This window comes from Pseudomonas sp. MWU13-3659, from assembly GCF_023757525.1.
GTDB lineage: Bacteria > Pseudomonadota > Gammaproteobacteria > Pseudomonadales > Pseudomonadaceae > Aquipseudomonas > Aquipseudomonas entomophila_E.
In genome coordinates, this window is the sequence record NZ_JAMSHW010000034.1 from 12,744 (window position 1) to 30,685 (window position 17,942).

Sequence of the window (17,942 nt, forward strand, 5' to 3'; positions counted from 1 at the left end):
TCGCAATAGCGCAGTGTAACGACAGAGCGAGATTGGGTGAACGGTTGTTCATTGTAGGAGCGGCCTTGTGCCGCGAAAGGGCTGCAGAGCAGCCCCGACAGTTTCAAATGCGCAGCCGAAATCGCGGGGGTCGCCTTGCGACCCTTTCGCGGCACAAGGCCGCTCCTACAGGGTGCGGTGTTCGCCGTCAGCCCTTCTCCGCCGGCGCCGAGCTCAGCTCGAACGGGCTGCTGCTGCGCCGCTGGTTGCGGTCTTCACGGGGGGTTGCGCCAAAGAAGTTGCGGTACGCACTGGAGAAATGCGGCCCGGACGAGAACCCGCACGACAAACCGATCTGGATGATCGACTTGCTGGTCTGCATCAGCATCTGCCGCGCCTTGTTCAGGCGCAGTTCCAGGTAGTACTGGCTGGGAACGCGGTTGAGGTACTGCTTGAAGATCCGCTCCAACTGGCGACGGGACACGCACACATGCTGGGCGATCTCGTCGGTGGTCAGCGGCTCTTCGATATTGGCCTCCATCAGCAACACCGCCTGGGTGAGCTTCGGATGACTGGAGCCCAGGCGATTCTGCAGCGGGATGCGCTGACGCTCGCCACCTTCGCGAATGCGCTCGACCACCAGTTCTTCCGAGACCGCCCCCGCCAGTTCCGCGCCATGATCGCGCGCCAGCACCGCCAGCAGCAGGTCGGTCACCGCCATGCCGCCGCAAGCAGTCAGGCGGTCCCGATCCCAGTCGAACAGGTGGCTGGTAGCAATCACCTTGGGGAAGCGCTCGGCGAAATCATCCTGCCAACGCCAGTGCACCGCCGCCCGGTAACCGTCGAGCAAGCCCAGCGTCGCCAGCGGATACACGCCGGCGGACAGACCACCGATCATGCAGCCACTGCGCGCCAGCTGCTTGAGCGCGCTCGACAGCGCCGAACCTATCGCAGCAGGCGGCTCATCGGCCAGCAGGAACAACTTTTGACACCCTTCCAAGCGGCCATTCCAGGCTTCGCCCGGCAGGCGCCATGCGCCCTCCTGGCCCACTTCAGCCTGGAGAAACACCAGCTCGTAGACCACGTCCGGATGCACCCGCTGAGCCACCTGCAACACCTCTTCAGCCAATGCGAGCGTCAGCGGCCGGGTGCTGGGCCAGATGAGAAATCCGATTCGCTGAGTGGTCATAGGGCGTGGTCCGAAACCTGGGAAGGAGGGGTCGCGCTTGTGGCGCCGAGGCACGCTGCGCGCGTTGCGCAGCATGCCCCATTCTGGTGCAAAAGTGCAGCGATTACTTCAGGCTGCCGGAGAGGAACTGCTTGAGCCGTTCCGACTGTGGGTTGACCAGCACTTCACGCGGGCAGCCACGCTCTTCCACCAAACCTTTGTGCAGGAACACCAGCTGGTTGGACACCTCGCGGGCAAAGCCCATCTCGTGGGTGACCACGACCATGGTGCGTCCTTCCTGGGCCAGTGACTGCATCACCTTGAGCACATCACCCACCAGCTCCGGATCCAGCGCCGAGGTAGGTTCGTCGAACAGCATCACCTCAGGCTCCATGGCCAGGGCGCGAGCAATGGCCACGCGCTGCTGCTCGCCACCGGACATGTGGCCGGGGAAGGCGTCCTTGCGGTGCGCCACGCCAACCTTGGCCAGGTAATGCTCGGCCTTCTCCAGCGCTTCTTTCTTGTTCACGCCCAGCACATGCACCGGCGCCTCTATGACGTTCTCCAGCGCGGTCATGTGCGACCACAGGTTGAAGTGCTGGAACACCATCGACAGGCGCGAGCGCATGCGCTGCAGCTGCTTGGGGTCGGCGGCCTTGAGCGCGCCGTCCTTGCCCGCCACCAGCTTGAGCTCTTCGTTGTTGAGCAGGATCTTGCCCGCGTGCGGCTGCTCCAGCAGGTTGATGCAGCGCAGGAAGGTGGACTTGCCCGAACCGCTGGAGCCGATGATGCTGATCACGTCGCCTGCCTTGGCTTCGAGGGAGACGCCCTTGAGCACCTCATGGCTGCCGTAGCGCTTGTGCAGGTCTTGGATTTGGAGTTTGTACATGCTGTCGGATCTCACAGAGCGGTCAGTGCTTGCGCGGCGCCAGGTAGCCGAGCCAGCGGCGTTCGGCCATCTTGAACAGGCGCACGAGGATGAAGGTCAGGCACAGGTAGAACACGCCCGCCGTGATATAGGCCTCGAAAGGCAGGTAGAACTGAGCGTTGACCGTGCGCGCGGCACCGGTGATGTCGATCAGGGTGACGATCGACGCCAGGCTGGTGGTCTGCAGCATCATGATCACTTCGTTGCTGTACTGCGGCAGCGCCCGGCGCAGCGCGGAAGGCAACAGGATGCGGCGGTACATTTTCATACGTGACATGCCAATGGCCTTGGCCGCCTCGATCTCGCCATGGGGCGTGGCCTTGAGGCTGCCTGCGATGATCTCGGCAGTATAGGCACTGGTGTTGATGGCGAAGGCCAGGCAGGCGCAGAAGGTTGCGCTGGACAGCCATGGCCACAGGAAGCTTTCGCGCACCGCCTCGAACTGGGCCAGGCCGTAGTAGATCAGGAACAGCTGCACCAGCATCGGCGTACCGCGGATCACGTAGGTGTACAGCCAGGCGCTCATGTTCACCAACGGCTGCTTCGACACCCGCATCAGGCCCAGCGGGATGGCCGCCAGCAGGCCGAAGAACAGCGACAGCGCCAGCAGCTTGAGAGTGGTCAGCAACCCGCCGAGGTACAGCGGCATGGCGTCCCAGATGACGTTGTAGTCGAAGATCATAGTTCAGCCGCCTTGACGCCCACCGAGTAGCGCTTCTCGAGATACCGCAACGCCAGCAGCGAGACACTGGTGAGCACCAGGTACAACGCCGCCACCGCCAGGAAGAAGGTGAAGGGTTCGCGGGTGGCATCCGCCGCCTGCTTGGCCTTGAACATCATGTCCTGCAGGCCGACCACCGAGATCAGCGCGGTCGCCTTGGTCAACACCAACCAGTTGTTGGTGAAGCCCGGGATCGCCAGGCGGATCATCTGCGGCACCATGATGCGGAAGAACACCTGAACGCCGCTCATGCCGTAGGCCGCGCCTGCCTCGGCCTGCCCCTTGGGGATCCCCAGGAAGGCGCCGCGGAAGGTTTCCGACAGGTAGGCACCGAAGATGAAGCCCAGGGTGCCGATACCGGCGACCAGTGGGTTCAGGTCGATGTAGTCGTCATAGCCGAGCAGCGGCGCCACACGGTTGAGGAGGTCCTGGCCGCCATAGAAGATCAGCAGGATCAACACCAGGTCGGGGATGCCACGGATCACCGTGGAGTACAGGTCACCCAGCCAGGCCAGCCAGCGTACCGGCGACAAACGCAGCGCCACACCGACAAGGCCGAGGACGATGGCCAGGGCCATCGACGACAGGGCGAGCTGCAGCGTCAGCCACGCCCCGTCGAGGATGACTGCCCCATAGCCTTTCAACATGATTCGGATTCCTCAGGGCTTGGGAATGAAAAATGGTGCAAACCTCAGAGATTCTGCTGTTTGCACCATTGCACAGGTGAAACTCGACGGTTTACTTGGCGTCAGGGCCGTAGATGTCGAAATTGAAGTACTTGGCCTCGATCTGCTTGTACTTGCCGTTCTTGCGAATCGCGTCGATGGCCGCGTTGATGCGATCAGCATTTTCCTTGTCGCCCTTGCGCACGGCGATACCCACACCATCACCGAAGTACTTCACATCGGTGAACGATGGGCCAACGAAGGCGAAGCCCTTGCCGGCGTCGGTTTTCAGGAAACCATCTTCCAGCAGGGTGGCGTCGGCCACGGTACCGTCAAGGCGACCGGCGGCAACGTCCAGGTAGATTTCGTTCTGGGTGCCGTAAGGGACGACGGTGGCGCCTTTCGGTGCCAGGACTTCCTTGGCGAAGCGGTCGTGGATCGAACCGCGCTGCACGCCGATCTTCTTGCCCTTGAGCTCTTCCAGGCTTTCGCTGACGGTGGAGCCTTCCTTCATGACCAGGCGAGCGGGCGTCAGGTAGTAGCGCTTGGTGAAGTCGACCGATTTCTTGCGATCGTCAGTGATCGACATGGACGACAGGATGGCGTCGATCTTGCGCACTTTCAGCGCCGGGATCAGGCCGTCGAACTCCTGCTCTACCCAGGTGCACTTGGCTTTCATCTCTTCGCACAGGGCGTTGCCGATGTCGTAGTCGAAGCCGGCGATGCTGCCGTCGGGCTGCTTGAAGGCGAACGGTGGGTAGGCGGCTTCGATACCGATCTTCAACGGTTTCTCATCGGCGTGCGATACCAGGGAAAACACGGAAAGCGCCAGGGCGCCAAGCAGTGCGAGCTTCTTCATCAGGTAACTCCATCGGTACGGGGCAATACAAGGCAGTTGTAACGGCTGCCCGATATGCGAATGGGTACAACGCGAGCCGCGCAGGGTTCGACCAAGGTCGCAGACCACGAGCGAGTGAATGGCATTTTAGCGACAGCCCGGTAGTCGATATTTCTTCAAAGCGACAACTAGTTACAGAAGCGCCAGGAACCGCGGCGGGCGATATTGACAGCTCCTGCGGATTATGCAAGAGCAAAAAGAAAAATAACCTATACCCCAAGCAATAAGCGGGCCCATTATTGGCAAACCCTTGTATCTCGGCAAGCGCAGCATGCCGCGATGCACGAAATGCTCGCAGAAACGCCCCACAATCGCACATGAATGTTTCCGCAAGCCCCGCTTTCGCGCACACGCGGTGACAGCCACGGTTACCGATGAATGTCGGAGTAACAGTCTGTTCATTAAAGCAAAAACCCCGCCGGTTGCCCCGCGGGGTTTTCTGATCAACGAATCGCGGGGCAAGCCCGCCCCCACGAAGACGCACAAAAGCGTGTGGGAGCGGGCTTGCCCCGCGCTGGATTGCGCCTGGTATCAGGCCGATGCCAGGTTCATCGCCTTGTGGGTGTCGATCAGGTGCTGCACCACACCCGGGTCGGCCAGCGTGGAGATATCACCCAGCGCGTCGTACTCGGCCGTGGCGATCTTGCGCAGGATGCGGCGCATGATCTTGCCCGAGCGGGTCTTCGGCAAGCCGGGCGCCCACTGGATCACGTCCGGCGAGGCGATCGGGCCGATCTCCTTGCGCACCCAGTTCTTCAGTTCCAGACGCAGTTGCTCGCTCGGCTCCTCACCGGCATTGAGGGTGACGTACACATAGATACCCTGCCCCTTGATGTCGTGCGGCACGCCCACCACCGCCGCCTCGGCGACTTTCGCGTGCGCCACCATGGCGCTTTCGATCTCGGCGGTCCCCATGCGGTGCCCGGACACGTTGAGCACGTCGTCCACGCGGCCGGTGATCCAGTAGTAGCCGTCTTCGTCGCGACGGGCACCGTCACCGGTGAAGTACATGCCACGGAAGGTCTTGAAGTAGGTGTCGACGAAACGGTCATGGTCGCCGTACAGCGAACGCGACTGACCCGGCCAGGAGTCGAGGATCACCAGGTTGCCCTCGGCGGCACCTTCGATCAGGTTGCCCAGGTTGTCCACCAGCGCCGGCACCACACCGAAGAACGGACGGGTCGCCGAGCCCGGCTTCAGCGCGGTGGCGCCCGGCAGCGGGCTGATCAGCACGCCACCGGTCTCGGTCTGCCACCAGGTATCGACGATCGGGCAGCGCTCCTTGCCGACGGTCTTGTAGTACCAGTTCCAGGCCTCGGGGTTGATCGGCTCGCCCACCGAACCCAGCAGGCGCAGGCTGGAACCATCGGCACCCGCCACCGCCGCCTCGCCTTCAGCCATCATGGCGCGGATGGCAGTCGGTGCGGTGTAGAGGATATTGACCTTGTGCTTGTCGACGATCTTCGACACACGGGTGATGTCCGGGTAGTTCGGCACACCTTCGAACAGCAGCGTGGTGGCGCCATTGGCCAGCGGACCGTAGACGATATAGCTGTGCCCGGTGACCCAGCCCACGTCGGCGGTGCACCAGTAGACCTCGCCCGGGCGGTAGTCGAACACCCGCTCATGGGTCAGCGCGGCATAGACCAGGTAGCCGCCGGTGGTATGCAGCACACCCTTCGGCTTACCGGTCGAGCCGGAAGTATAAAGGATGAACAGCGCTTCCTCGGCACCCATCTCTTTCGGCGCGCAGTGGCTGGAAGCAACCTTCATCAGGTCTTCGTACCAGATGTCGCGGTGCTGGTGCCAGGCGATGTCGCCACCGGTGCGCTTGCACACGATGATCTTCTGCACGCTGCTGGTTTCAGGGTTGGTCAGAGCCAGGTCGACGTTGGCCTTGAGCGGGGTGCGACGACCGCCACGCACACCTTCGTCAGCAGTGATCACCACTTTCGACTTGCAATCGATGATGCGCCCGGCCAGTGCTTCGGGCGAGAAGCCACCGAACACCACCGAGTGGATCGCGCCGATGCGAGCACAGGCCAGCATGGCGACCACCGCCTCGGGAATCATCGGCATATAGATAGTCACCACGTCGCCACGGTGCACGTCCTGGCCACGCAGGGCGTTGGCGAACTTGCAGACCTGCTCGTGGAGTTCGCGATAGGTGATATTGCGGTGTTCGGAAGGGTCGTCACCTTCCCAGATGATGGCGACCTGGTCACCGCGCTCGGCGAGGTGGCGGTCCAGGCAGTTGTAGGAAACGTTCAGAGTGCCGTCGGCGAACCACTTGATATCGACGTGGTGGTCGTCGAACGAGGTCTGCTTGACCTTGGTGAAGGGCTTGATCCAGTCCAGACGCTGGGCCTGCTCGCGCCAGAAGCCGTCCGGGTTGATCACCGATTGCTGGTACATGGCCTTGTAGGTGGCCTCGTCGGTCAGGGTACTGGCCGCAACCTCGGGACGAACGGGATACAGTGGAGCCGCACTCATCTGTGTTACCTCGGTGTAATAGTTGTTTTTGTATGGAACCGTTTGTAACTGTACCAGAGCGGCAAAGACCATTCGACGTTGGTAGTAACGTGACGAAAGGAAAACCCACCTTTCTAGCGCGACCGCTCTAACCCGTGGCACTGCGCCAGCCAGGCAATGGCACCAGGCAGTTTTGCATGGGATTGTTACAGATTCTGTCAAAAGACTTTATCAAAACCCCCTCTGTTTCAGCCGTGGGCACGCTCCTAGAATTCACCTCGCCAGCAACGGCAAAGCGATTAACTTGGTAACAGCCCCCACGAAGGCAACGTTAATCCGCACCTCATCCTGATAGTTGAAACTTGTTGTACTCGCGGCGCCATCAGCGCCGCGTGCCCCCTCACGACCTTAGACAGGTAAATAGAAAATGAAAGCTTTACTGGTATTGGCACTTGGCGGTTTTTGCGGCGCGGCGTTGGCCGGCGAAGCAAAAGATGTCGAGCAGATTCCGGTTGAACAGTACAGTTACTCGCAGCACCTGGACATCGCCCGTGTTCTTTCCATGAGCGAAGTCCCCAATGTCTGCGAAGTGGTGCCCGCCCGCATGACCTACGAAGATTCCAAGGGCCAGAAGCACATTCTCGAATACCGCGTGATGGGGAACGGCTGCTCCAACGGCTGAGACGATCGCGCAAGCTCCAAGCCTCGCGCGATCCCTGTAGGAGCGGCCTTGTGCCGCGAAAGGGCTGCGTAGCGGCCCCAGATTTCAGTAATGAACAAAGATCGCCGGGGCCGCCTTGCGGCCCTTTCGCGGCGCAAGGCCGCTCCTACAGGGGCAGGCGTAACTTTCAAGGTAATTAGCCGCGCGAACTCCACGAACTTCACACGCTCACTCCACTGACTTGCCCAGCGCATAATCCCGCAACTTGTTGGCAATCGTCGTGTGTGAAACGCCCAATCTTTTCCCCAGCGCCCGGCTACTTGGAAACTCACTCATCAAACTTTCCAATACCGCCTTTTCAAATCGCCCGACAATCTGCGAAAGATCGCCATCCAGAGAGAACTCCCCCAACGGCTGGCGTGCGCCATAGTCCGGCAAACGGATATGTTCGCTCTTCACCACACCGCCTTCGCACAATGAAACCGCCTGGAACAACACGTTCTCCAGCTGACGCACATTACCCGGCCAGTGGTACTGGCTGAGTTTATCCATCGCCGACGACGCCAAGTGCGGCATCGGGCAGCCGATCTGCCGGCTGGCCTGGTCGAGGAAATGCTGCACCAGCCCTTCCAGGCCATCCATGCATTCGCGCAGCGGTGGGATGTGCAGCGACAGCACGTTGAGGCGATGGTAGAGGTCCTGGCGAAACTCGCCACGGGCGCACAGCTCGGACAGGTCGACCTGGGTCGCGCAGATCACCCGCACATCCAGGTACACCTCCTCGTCGCTGCCGACCCTTCGGAAACAACCATCCTGCAGGAAGCGCAGCAACTTGACCTGCAACCGCGGGCTCATCTCCCCCACCCCATCGAGGAACAGCGTGCCGCCCGCCGTCAGCTCCAGCAGCCCAAGCTTGCCCTCCGCCCGCGCCCCTTCGAATGCCCCCGGCCCATAGCCGAACAGCTCGGTCTCGGCCATCGACTCCGGCAGGCCGGCACAGTTGAGCGCCATCAACGGCGCCTGACCACGAGGGCTGGCCAGATGGCAGGCACGCGCCAGCAGCTCCTTGCCGGTACCCGTCTCCCCTTCGATCAGCAACGGCGCATCCAGCGGCGCCATGCGCCGCGCCTCGCGCACCACCGCCGCCATCACCCGCGAACTCTGGAAGATGCTGTCGAACCCGCGCAGCTCCTGCTTGCGTACGTTGTAGATGCGCTCACCGATACGGTCGGCGCGATGCAAGGTCAGCACCGCGCCAGCCAGGGCCTCGCTTTCGTCATGCTCGGACTGCAGCGGCGCGATATCGGCCAGGAACACATCGCCCTTGACCTTGATGCGCAAGCCGTTGATTCGCGACTTGTTGGCCCGCACCAGCTCCGGCAAGTCGAAATCCTCGACGTAGCGCGACAGCGGAATACCCGGCACCTCATCCACCCGCACCCCGAGCAACTGCGCCGCGCCACGGTTGGCGGCGACGATGCTGCCGCCCATGTCGATCGACAGCACCGGGAAGTCCAACGCCCCCAGTAACGCATTGAGCTCCATGTGGCGCCGCTCGCTGGGCATCAACCCCACGCGCTTGACCCCGAACACCCCGGCGATCGACTCGAACTTCGGCCGCAACGCCTGGAACTGCAGGTTGATCAGGTTCGGGCAATGCAGGTAGATGGCGTTGCCATGATCGCCCCCCACCTCGCCGCGCAACACGTTTATGCCGTACTCCACCAGCAGGTTGAGGATGTCCCGCAGGATGCCGATGCGGTTCTGGCAATGCACTTTGATACGCATGAATGCTCTCGAAGCGGCCAGGTTTTTCCTTGGCGCGCAGAAAAGTCGTAAAGATAAGCTGACAAAAACAGCAACAAGGCCAGCTCGATGCCCGTGATTTTCCGGCACCACGGTCATTTTGTAAAATTATCGTTACAAAACCAGGATGAGCGGCGGGCGAAAACCACCTTGCCACCCCGTGCAAAGCGGCGAATGTAGGGATATCTCTAAGGGTATGTCCTGCACATAACAAGAAAGCCCTCACCAGGAGAGCCACATGAAACAGACGCAATACGTGGCACGCGAGCCCGATGCGCACGGTTTTATCGACTACCCGCAGCAAGAGCATGCGGTGTGGAATACCCTGATCACCCGCCAGCTGAAAGTGATCGAAGGCCGGGCGTGCCAGGAGTACCTGGACGGCATCGAGCAGCTCAAGCTGCCCCATGACCGCATCCCCCAGCTCGGCGAAGTCAACAAGGTGCTCGGCGCCACCACCGGTTGGCAGGTCGCCCGTGTACCGGCGCTGATCCCCTTCCAGACCTTCTTCGAACTGCTGGCCAGCAAGCGCTTCCCGGTCGCCACCTTCATCCGCACCCCGGAAGAGCTGGACTACCTGCAGGAGCCTGACATCTTCCACGAGATCTTCGGCCACTGCCCGCTGCTGACCAACCCCTTCTTCGCCGAGTTCACCCACACCTACGGCAAGCTGGGCCTGGCGGCGACCAAGGAACAACGCGTCTATCTCGCACGCCTGTACTGGATGACCATCGAGTTCGGCCTGATGGAAACCGCGCAAGGTCGCAAGATCTACGGCGGCGGCATCCTCTCCTCGCCGAAAGAGACCGTCTACAGCCTATCCAACGAGCCTGAGCACCAGGCCTTCGACCCGATCGAAGCCATGCGCACGCCGTACCGCATCGATATCCTGCAGCCCCTGTACTTCGTCCTGCCGAACATGAAGCGCCTGTTCGACCTGGCCCACGAAGACATCATGGCCATGGTCCACCAGGCCATGCAGCTGGGCCTGCACGCACCGAAGTTTCCACCCAAGGTCGCCGCCTGAGCGCCCCTGTCGATAACAACTCAAATCGGAAAACACCCATGAATGCCTTGAACCAAGCCCACTGCGAAGCCTGCCGCGCCGATGCTCCGAAAGTCTCTGACGACGAACTGGCGGAACTGATCCGCGAGATCCCGGACTGGAACATCGAAGTCCGCGACGGCCACATGGAGCTCGAGCGCGTATTCCTGTTCAAGAACTTCAAGCACGCCCTGGCCTTCACCAACGCCATCGGCGAAATCGCCGAAGCCGAAGGCCACCACCCAGGCCTGCTGACCGAGTGGGGCAAAGTCACCGTGACCTGGTGGAGCCACTCGATCAAGGGCCTGCACCGCAACGACTTCATCATGTGCGCCCGCACCGACGAGGTCGCCAAAACTGCTGAAGGGCGCAAGTGATGCACTTCGCGGCCATCGGTCGGGTCCCCGGCGACCCGATCCTGGGGCTGATGGAAGCCTATGCCCGTGACGCCAACCCAGCGAAGTTCGATTTGGGTGTCGGCGTGTTCAAGGATGCCCAGGGCCTGACGCCGATCCCTGCTGCGGTCAAGCAGGCCGAGCAGCGTCTGGTCGAGCGACAGGCCACCAAGAGCTACGTCGGTGGCCATGGTGACGCGGCGTTCGGGCGCCTGATCAGCGAGCTGGTGCTGGGCAGCGCTTCGCCGCTGCTGGCCAGCCAGCGCGCCGGTGCCACCCAGACCCCTGGCGGTACTGGCGCGCTGCGCCTGGCGGCGGAGCTCATCGCCCACTGCCTGCCCGGCCGCGGGGTCTGGCTGAGCGACCCGACCTGGCCGATCCACGAGACAATCTTCGCCGGTGCCGGGCTCAAGGTGTCCCACTACCCCTATGTGGGCAAGGACAACCGCCTGAACGTCGGCGGCATGCTCGCCGCACTGGAGCAAGCACCGGAAGGCGACGTGGTGCTGCTGCACGCCTGCTGCCACAACCCGACCGGTTTCGACCTGGGCCAGGACGACTGGCGCGCGGTGCTGGACATCGTCAAGCGGCGCAACCTGCTGCCATTGATCGATTTCGCCTACCAGGGCTTCGGTGACGGCCTGGAAGAAGACGCCTGGGCAGTGCGCCTGTTTGCAGCCGAACTGCCGGAGCTGTTGATCACCAGCTCGTGCTCGAAGAACTTCGGCCTGTACCGCGACCGCACCGGCGCCCTGCTGGTGTGCAGCCACGACGCGGAAAAACTGCTGGATGTGCGCAGCCAGCTGGCGTTCCTTGCGCGCAACCTGTGGTCGACGCCGCCGGATCATGGCGCGGCGGTGGTAGCCGAGATTCTCGGCGATCCAGCGCTCAAAGCGCTATGGGTCGAGGAAGTGAATGCCATGCGCCAGCGCATCGCCGAGCTTCGCCAAGGCCTGGTGCAGGCGCTGGCCCCCCATGGCCTGGCCGAGCGCTTCGCGCACATCGCCGCGCAACGCGGGATGTTCTCCTACACCGGGCTCAACCCCGAGCAAGTGCGCGTGTTGCGCGAGAAACACAGCGTGTACATGGTCGGCACCGGCCGGGCAAACATTGCCGGGGCGGATGCGCAGCGCCTGGAGCAGTTGGCAGCAGCCATCGCCGACGTCTGCCGCTGATATCGCGGCACCTGTAAGAGCGGCTTCAGCCGCGGAGCCAGCCCCGGCGTTGCCGGGGTTCGCGGCTAAAGCCGCTCCTACAGGGGTTTGCGCTGGCCACATCAACGCTGACGGTGCGCTGATCGCCCACAAAAACCGACCAACGCCCGGCAAAAATCCCAAACTGTCATCCAGACTGCGGTATCCTGCCCCCGCTTTTCGAAGCCACACGCGCACCAACGCGCCGCCTTTTCACTCACACTTGCGAGGAACGACGAGATGCATGAGATCCCGAATCTTCCCTTCCCAAGCCTGAACCCCGAAGAGCAATCCGTTGCCGCCCACGCCGAACCGACGCCCGCCGTCGACCAGGACGGTGACGATCAATCCAGCGCCGACCAGGAATAATCGCGCACCCCACCCGACTGTGTGAAAACGGCTGACCTGCGGGATCACCCCGTCATCGCGTTTTCACACCGTCAAGAGCCCTCAGGGTGCAATAACCCCATACCGCCCTGCCCCAATTTGAATCAGCAGACTGATACCTCCCATATAGGAGGCCACATGTCGTTTGATTCCCCTCTCTCTCGCGCTACCACCCTACACAACGGGCACTCCGCCGATCAGCGCCTTGCCAGCGCCACACTATCCCAAAACCAGATACCGCCCACCGGCAGCGCGCCAGCACCTGGCCACAACGCCATCAGTGCGCCGTTCACCCCAACACAACTGCTGGAAAAGATCCAAGCACATGTGACGACCAGGCCCTCGACGGATGAAGACCTGGACAACAGCATCCTGTCACCGGCCCCCGCGCTTGTCGCCGACGATCTGGACATTCCGCTGAGCGCCCCACTCGACGCGTACGACCCTATCAGGGCCGTTCACCTCACCCTCAACTACCTGCTGGACGGCAACACGCGATTTCCCGAAGACCCACGCTCAACCTTTGTGAACCTGATGGACCTTTACGGCGACACGAAGACCTACGCATTGGTTGCCGCAGTCCTGGACGTCGAGCCGGACACCCTGACACCCCGCCAGATCCACGATTTTTTTGCTCGTATCGCCTGGGTCAATGAAGCCTCGATCAAAACGCCGGCCGCAAGAAAGCAACTCGATGCCTTGCTGTTTGGCGAAAAGCCCTTGAGTGCCGAAGCCGCTCGACTTGGCAAGGATGAGTTTTCCGAACTGGGCGAGCTGCTGACCGGGGTGCCCGACGCCTTGCAGATATGGATGTTGCAGTTCAAACGCGGCGAACGCCGAGACACTGCCAGCGATTGGCTCGCGCATTGCCCGGCTGAAAACCTGCTGAAAGGCCTGACAGCATATGAATTGAATCCAGCCCAAACGGCCTTGACGGCCTTGACCATGACACTCAAGGAAGTGCTGCCCACCAAAACCGAGTATGAAGACCACGCACTGATACTTACGCGAAACCTGCAGCTGACCCAGCCGATGATGAACCTTCGTGTCAGGGTGCTACCTGCTGCGTCGCAGGTTCCGGCCTGGGCGGATGAAGATCGTTCTCGCGATGACAACCCACCTGTTGAATGGAGCCAGGCCCAGACCCAGGACCTGGGGGCCCGCCTGCTCCGCAAAGTGGTACTGCATGCACTGGACGCAAGTACGCAAGCCTGGGTGCCGCTGACCCTCGACATTGCCCAACGCGCCCAGGGCATGCAGGCCTTTTCCTTTGCGAACAAACTGAAGCAGATGCACCCGGCATTAAGTGCGACAGATTGCCTGCGCCTAGCCTCGTTGCTATTGCCACCAACGCCAGCAGAGGTAGCCCCTTCCCCGCTTGACCCCTTGCCCGACAGCCGAGCCCTGATTGAAACGCTCCCTGCCTTCAGCGACTGGTGCACACACACCCTCATTGATGACGTGTTCACGAACGCGGGCTGCGAACTGCTCTGCGAGGGCAAACAGAGCGAACGCCACTTGTTGATGCCAGCCTCGCAAACCTGGCAAATGATGATGCGATCATCACAGTTTGCAGACGTTTTCCGGCCTCTGCTCGCCCAGGCAGGCTGGTATGGCGCCACTTCTGGAGAGTCCTCATCACCGCGCGCGGCACAGGCGCTGGCGGGCAGGGCAATCGTTGATCACTTCCTGGGGCCTCGTACACCGACAGATCAATCGGTGGCCGAGGAATTCCACGATCACTGGGTGACCGAGCACAGCCATCTGGAACTGCGTGCGAAAGTAAGTGACATCATTCGCGCTCGCAATCCCGACATTTCCCCCGCGGCATTGAGCCTGCTTGAATACCTGCTACTCAGGGAGATGGCACCTGAGCTGCTGATCAGCGATACACCCGACTGGCTCTATTATGGCCGCTCCCTGCAAAGCCTCGCCCTGATGCACGGCGCCAGATTGCTTGAAGCCATGCTGCCAGGAGCCAGCTGCAGGGCGGTCTACGATAAAGTCGTCACCCTGGCGAGCGACCTGAGCAGCCTCAAAGAGGAACATGCACAGCGCCTCTGGAGCGACACCCTGATCTTGCCAGCGTTACGCTACGCCAAGGCCCACGGCGCCCTGCCAGGTTTCACGGGCAACGACATCAGACAGGCCACCCTGCAACAGATCGAACTCGCAGTACAGTTCGTCACGACCGAGCAGCAGGCGTTTGCACGAGATGCACGGGAAATCGCCAAGACGCCTCCGGACCGAAAGACCTTGGCAGAACAGCAATTGGCTGCAGCGGGTGTCGGCACGCAATACTGGGATAAGTCCATTGCCGACCCAGAGACCTGGAACCACCTGAGCAGCCTGGGACTGGCCAAATCGAGCAGCTACAACTGGCATCACACCATAGCCACGCCGGGGTTCTCAGGAGACGTTGGCGCGCCAAGCCAAAAACCGATCATCGAAAATCTCACACAACTGCTCATGACGGGGGACATCTATCGCGATGGGAAGCCCACAGTGCCGCAGCTGTATGACGAGGCCTTCGAAGCCTTCAAGATCGACTGGGAGGCCGCCCACGCACGGTTTATCAAGCGGCTGTTCACGGAGTTGCCGCAAGCCTTGCGCACTCAACTCCATACATCCACATGCGAAGTGAGCCTGGTGTCCTTTAACGGTGACATCGGTACCCAAGGCCTGTTCATTCGCTGCCAATCCGGCGACCACCGTAACGACTTCGATAGCCATGTAGTCAGCTGGGAGCACTATTTCGAGCTCTGCCCTGGCGCAGGCGTACTACGTCCCTGCAACCAGCACTTCGAGTACGACATCCCACCGAACGTCATCCCCCGCAACCCGATAGCCCAGGCAATGCTCAAAGCTGCGAACAGAGACTTCAAGCGCAAGAACCGTTTGATCCCGCAGACCCGCATGGACAGTGACGCCTATCTCAATGGCACCCCATCACGCTCGGGCAATCAGTTGCAAACGCCACGCAATGGCACGCTGATTCCAGCCTCGCACTGGGTGTACGCCAACCAGGCGAGCGAAGATGACTTCTTCCAGAGCCTGGCCAGCACGGCAACCACCCACCTGTACGCGACCACCCTTGCGAAATTCAAGGCCGACCACACACACACCACTCCCTGGGAAGAACTGGTCAACCTGGAAAAACAAATTGAGGATTTCCTTGCCCGTACGCTCCTGCCGTTCTATGGCTGCATTGCCGACCTGGTCAAGGGCGATCACTCCACCGGCGTGATCATTGGCTGCGTGATGGATGCCGTCGGCGTCCTGATACCGGCAGGCAAGTTCATGGCGTCAAGCCTGACGCTGATTCGCGATGCCGCCAACCTTACACTGCGTGCGGCTTGCGAAGTCATGAGCAGCGCCGTCAGCGACTTGCTCAGCCACTTGGCACAACAAAGTCCGGTACTCATCTACCGCGACATTGGCCGCGGCATCCGCTGGCTCTCCGTCAAATCCTGGGAAAAACTGGCACAACCTGCGTTGCGCTGGCTGCATGACCTGCGCGGCGCCCCGCAACTGCTGCACATGACCGAAGAAGGCACCTACGCCATTACCCGGGAAGCGTTGAGCGAGTCGGGGCATGCTTTCGAGCGGGGCGAGCTGGCACAGGTCGGCAATAGCGAAAACACACTGGTGCTCAACCTGGGCACCGCCGATGAATCCAGCTTCAAACTGCTCGACCCGCACGACAACTTGCCCTATGGGCCGCGACTCATCACCGAAGGAACAGCGCAGGAGCCCAAGTTCACGCCCCTGAAAAGCCTGGGCTCAATCAGCCCTGGCCACTTCCCTTCCCGAGTCGCCGGCATCGTGGGCGAGGACGAGACGCTCGGCCTGGCCATCGACGACGCCTGTCGTTTGCGGGTTCGCGCCAAGGGTGACGGGCACTACGACATCCACATCGATGATCACCACTATCATCTCGACGCCGGCGCTCACGCCCCCTCCCTGACCGAGCTGTCAACCCCCCCTGTCAGCATGCTGGACGAGATCACCCCCGAGGAGGTGCTCTGCCGTCTGATGCGTGACCTGGAGGAATCCAGCTGCACGCCCTTCACCAAGCTGGTCAGCCTGCCGGCCGAACGCCTTCGCGCCAGCCAGCCCAACCCACTCACTCGCGGCCAGGAAATCAGCCAGGCGTTCGAAGCCAGGGAGTACCACCTGGAGCGGCGCAGCACTGTCGCCAGCGAGCAAGTTCCCGTCCGGTCGTTCGACCTGCTGGTGCACGAAGGTAAATTCTGCAAATGGGACCACGCCCCGATTAAAGGGACACGCCCCGTCAAGCTCACCCAGGACAAGCAACTACTGGCACTGAGCGAGGATGAGCGCACCCAGCTAGGGCTGCCCGAGAAACCCGCCTACCAATCACAAATCACCGGGCGCATGTCCAGTAAGCGGCACTTCGGCTTGCTACCTGGCACCAGCGCCACACAAGCCAAGATCATCAACCCTGAGGTACCGGTGGTAGAACTGGAGCAGGTCTGCAAGGAGGTAAAGGACAAGCGCATGCTGCGCGGGATCAAGATGGAATGGAACGCGGAACGGCAGATCTATGTAGAGGTAGACAATGGGAGGTTCTACAAGACCCGACAAGGCCCGGACGAGCTGACCTTTACCCCGGTAACCGATGCCGCCGAGATCGACGAGTACCTGCGCCTTTCCAATCAATACCGCTTTGTGGCCGAACGGCCCTATGCCGCCATCGACCGAGACAATATCGCCAAGTTGCTCTATGCCACGCTGGTGGAAAAGCGCGAGCCAGGGCTGCAGGCCTGGCTTGCGAGCGCCCCCGCCAACAAGGACTACGCGACCTATGCACGATGGTGTGTCGACAATAATGAACGCAATGAAATGCTGCATTATGCCGAGAACATCCTCTCGGGGGAGCATCCGCAGACCAGCCTGGTGAAGGAAACCAGAGGCCTGATCGCCGACTGGAAGCTCATTGGCCAGCGCAACCTCGCCGACAAGCGCTCCACCGTCGAGGTCCTGACCGAACTGCTCCCGATCCAAGGCAAGGAAGCCAGCTGGGTGCCGCTGACCACCGTCAACATCGACCAGCAGGATGTTGCCAGGATGATCTCGGTGCAGATGAACAACAGCAACCTGGCGTTCGCCTCGGTGCTCACCAAGGACGGAAGAAAATTCGTCTACTACGCATTGGCAGGTGGAGAGCGGGCAAAGAACCTGCACCTCAAACCCTATCGACCGGGACAGCCCACCCAGCAGATTGGCGACACCACCTATGTCGATGCCAGGGCCTTGATGAGTGGCCGGGACCCCGACCCAGGCATCACCAGCCTGCCGGTCATCAGGCACTCCGGCCGGGTGTCGATCCGGCCATTCCATCGCTATCTGGACTCCGAACGGCTGATCGCGACCATTCTCAAGGAACAGCACCCGAGCAACAGCATTTATTCCATTCACCTGTTTACCCGGATGGACACCTGCCGATCCTGCGGGGGCGTGGTGCTGCCTCAACTGACCCTCAACTACACCGATGCCGACTTCTGGGTCACCTACCTGGAGGAATACCGCCACTGACCCCCCTGCCGGCCAGGTGAAGACATCTGCCCAACGCGCCATCTCGGTTCACGCTTCACCCACAG

13 protein-coding genes are annotated in these 17,942 nt (G+C 61.5%); 6 read left to right on the forward strand and 7 right to left on the reverse strand.

Annotated features, from left to right (window positions below):
- Positions 1–187: 187 nt before the first annotated feature.
- From argR to acs, 6 genes are all read right to left on the reverse strand, one after another.
- Positions 188–1,168, reverse strand: coding sequence for a transcriptional regulator ArgR (gene argR / locus NGM28_RS25145; RefSeq protein ID WP_240064336.1), 981 nt, complete (start codon positions 1,166–1,168; stop codon positions 188–190).
- Positions 1,169–1,271: 103 nt separating this feature from the next.
- A complete protein-coding gene (locus NGM28_RS25150) occupies positions 1,272–2,036 on the reverse strand; it encodes an ABC transporter ATP-binding protein (RefSeq protein WP_011534967.1) in 765 nt (254 codons plus the stop codon).
- Between the two features lie 22 nt (positions 2,037–2,058).
- Positions 2,059–2,757 carry an ABC transporter permease gene (locus NGM28_RS25155; protein WP_240064338.1) on the reverse strand — a complete coding sequence of 233 codons (699 nt, stop codon included), beginning with the start codon at positions 2,755–2,757 and terminating at the stop codon, positions 2,059–2,061.
- Positions 2,754–3,443 carry an ABC transporter permease gene (locus tag NGM28_RS25160; protein ID WP_011534969.1) on the reverse strand — a complete coding sequence of 230 codons (690 nt, stop codon included), beginning with the start codon at positions 3,441–3,443 and terminating at the stop codon, positions 2,754–2,756. Before NGM28_RS25160 ends, NGM28_RS25155 begins: the two co-directional genes overlap by 4 nt.
- 91 nt (positions 3,444–3,534) lie before the next feature.
- Positions 3,535–4,320 (reverse strand): L-arginine-binding protein AotJ, encoded by a 786-nt coding sequence (aotJ, locus tag NGM28_RS25165; protein ID WP_252092010.1) that lies wholly within the window; start codon positions 4,318–4,320, stop codon positions 3,535–3,537.
- A 570-nt stretch (positions 4,321–4,890) separates the two neighbouring features.
- Positions 4,891–6,852 (reverse strand): acetate--CoA ligase, encoded by a 1,962-nt coding sequence (gene acs, locus NGM28_RS25170; protein ID WP_213657781.1) that lies wholly within the window; start codon positions 6,850–6,852, stop codon positions 4,891–4,893.
- 406 nt (positions 6,853–7,258) lie between these two features.
- Between acs and NGM28_RS25175 the strand changes: the two genes are divergently transcribed.
- Positions 7,259–7,513: a DUF2790 domain-containing protein gene (locus tag NGM28_RS25175; RefSeq protein WP_011534972.1), complete on the forward strand. Its 255-nt coding sequence runs from the start codon at positions 7,259–7,261 to the stop codon at positions 7,511–7,513.
- Between the two features lie 207 nt (positions 7,514–7,720).
- Here the strand turns inward: NGM28_RS25175 and NGM28_RS25180 are convergent, their stop codons facing one another.
- The gene (locus NGM28_RS25180) at positions 7,721–9,280 is read right to left on the reverse strand and encodes a sigma-54-dependent transcriptional regulator (protein WP_240064340.1); all 1,560 of its coding nucleotides are present in this window, start codon (positions 9,278–9,280) and stop codon (positions 7,721–7,723) included.
- A gap of 256 nt (positions 9,281–9,536) precedes the next feature.
- Here NGM28_RS25180 and phhA point away from each other — a divergent pair, with 256 nt between their 5' ends.
- The 5 genes from phhA (at position 9,537) to NGM28_RS25200 (ending at position 17,877) form a co-directional block, all read left to right on the forward strand.
- Positions 9,537–10,325 (forward strand): phenylalanine 4-monooxygenase, encoded by a 789-nt coding sequence (gene phhA / locus NGM28_RS25185; RefSeq protein WP_011534974.1) that lies wholly within the window; start codon positions 9,537–9,539, stop codon positions 10,323–10,325.
- Positions 10,326–10,363: 38 nt separating this feature from the next.
- Positions 10,364–10,720 carry a 4a-hydroxytetrahydrobiopterin dehydratase gene (locus NGM28_RS25190; RefSeq protein ID WP_240064341.1) on the forward strand — a complete coding sequence of 119 codons (357 nt, stop codon included), beginning with the start codon at positions 10,364–10,366 and terminating at the stop codon, positions 10,718–10,720.
- Positions 10,717–11,913 carry an amino acid aminotransferase gene (locus NGM28_RS25195; RefSeq protein WP_252092012.1) on the forward strand — a complete coding sequence of 399 codons (1,197 nt, stop codon included), beginning with the start codon at positions 10,717–10,719 and terminating at the stop codon, positions 11,911–11,913. The genes NGM28_RS25190 and NGM28_RS25195 overlap by 4 nt, the downstream gene beginning before the upstream one ends.
- Positions 11,914–12,171: 258 nt before the next feature.
- Positions 12,172–12,300 carry a hypothetical protein gene (locus NGM28_RS28745; protein ID WP_256582346.1) on the forward strand — a complete coding sequence of 43 codons (129 nt, stop codon included), beginning with the start codon at positions 12,172–12,174 and terminating at the stop codon, positions 12,298–12,300.
- A gap of 156 nt (positions 12,301–12,456) precedes the next feature.
- A complete protein-coding gene (locus NGM28_RS25200) occupies positions 12,457–17,877 on the forward strand; it encodes a deaminase domain-containing protein (protein ID WP_252092014.1) in 5,421 nt (1,806 codons plus the stop codon).
- Positions 17,878–17,942: the final 65 nt, after the last annotated feature.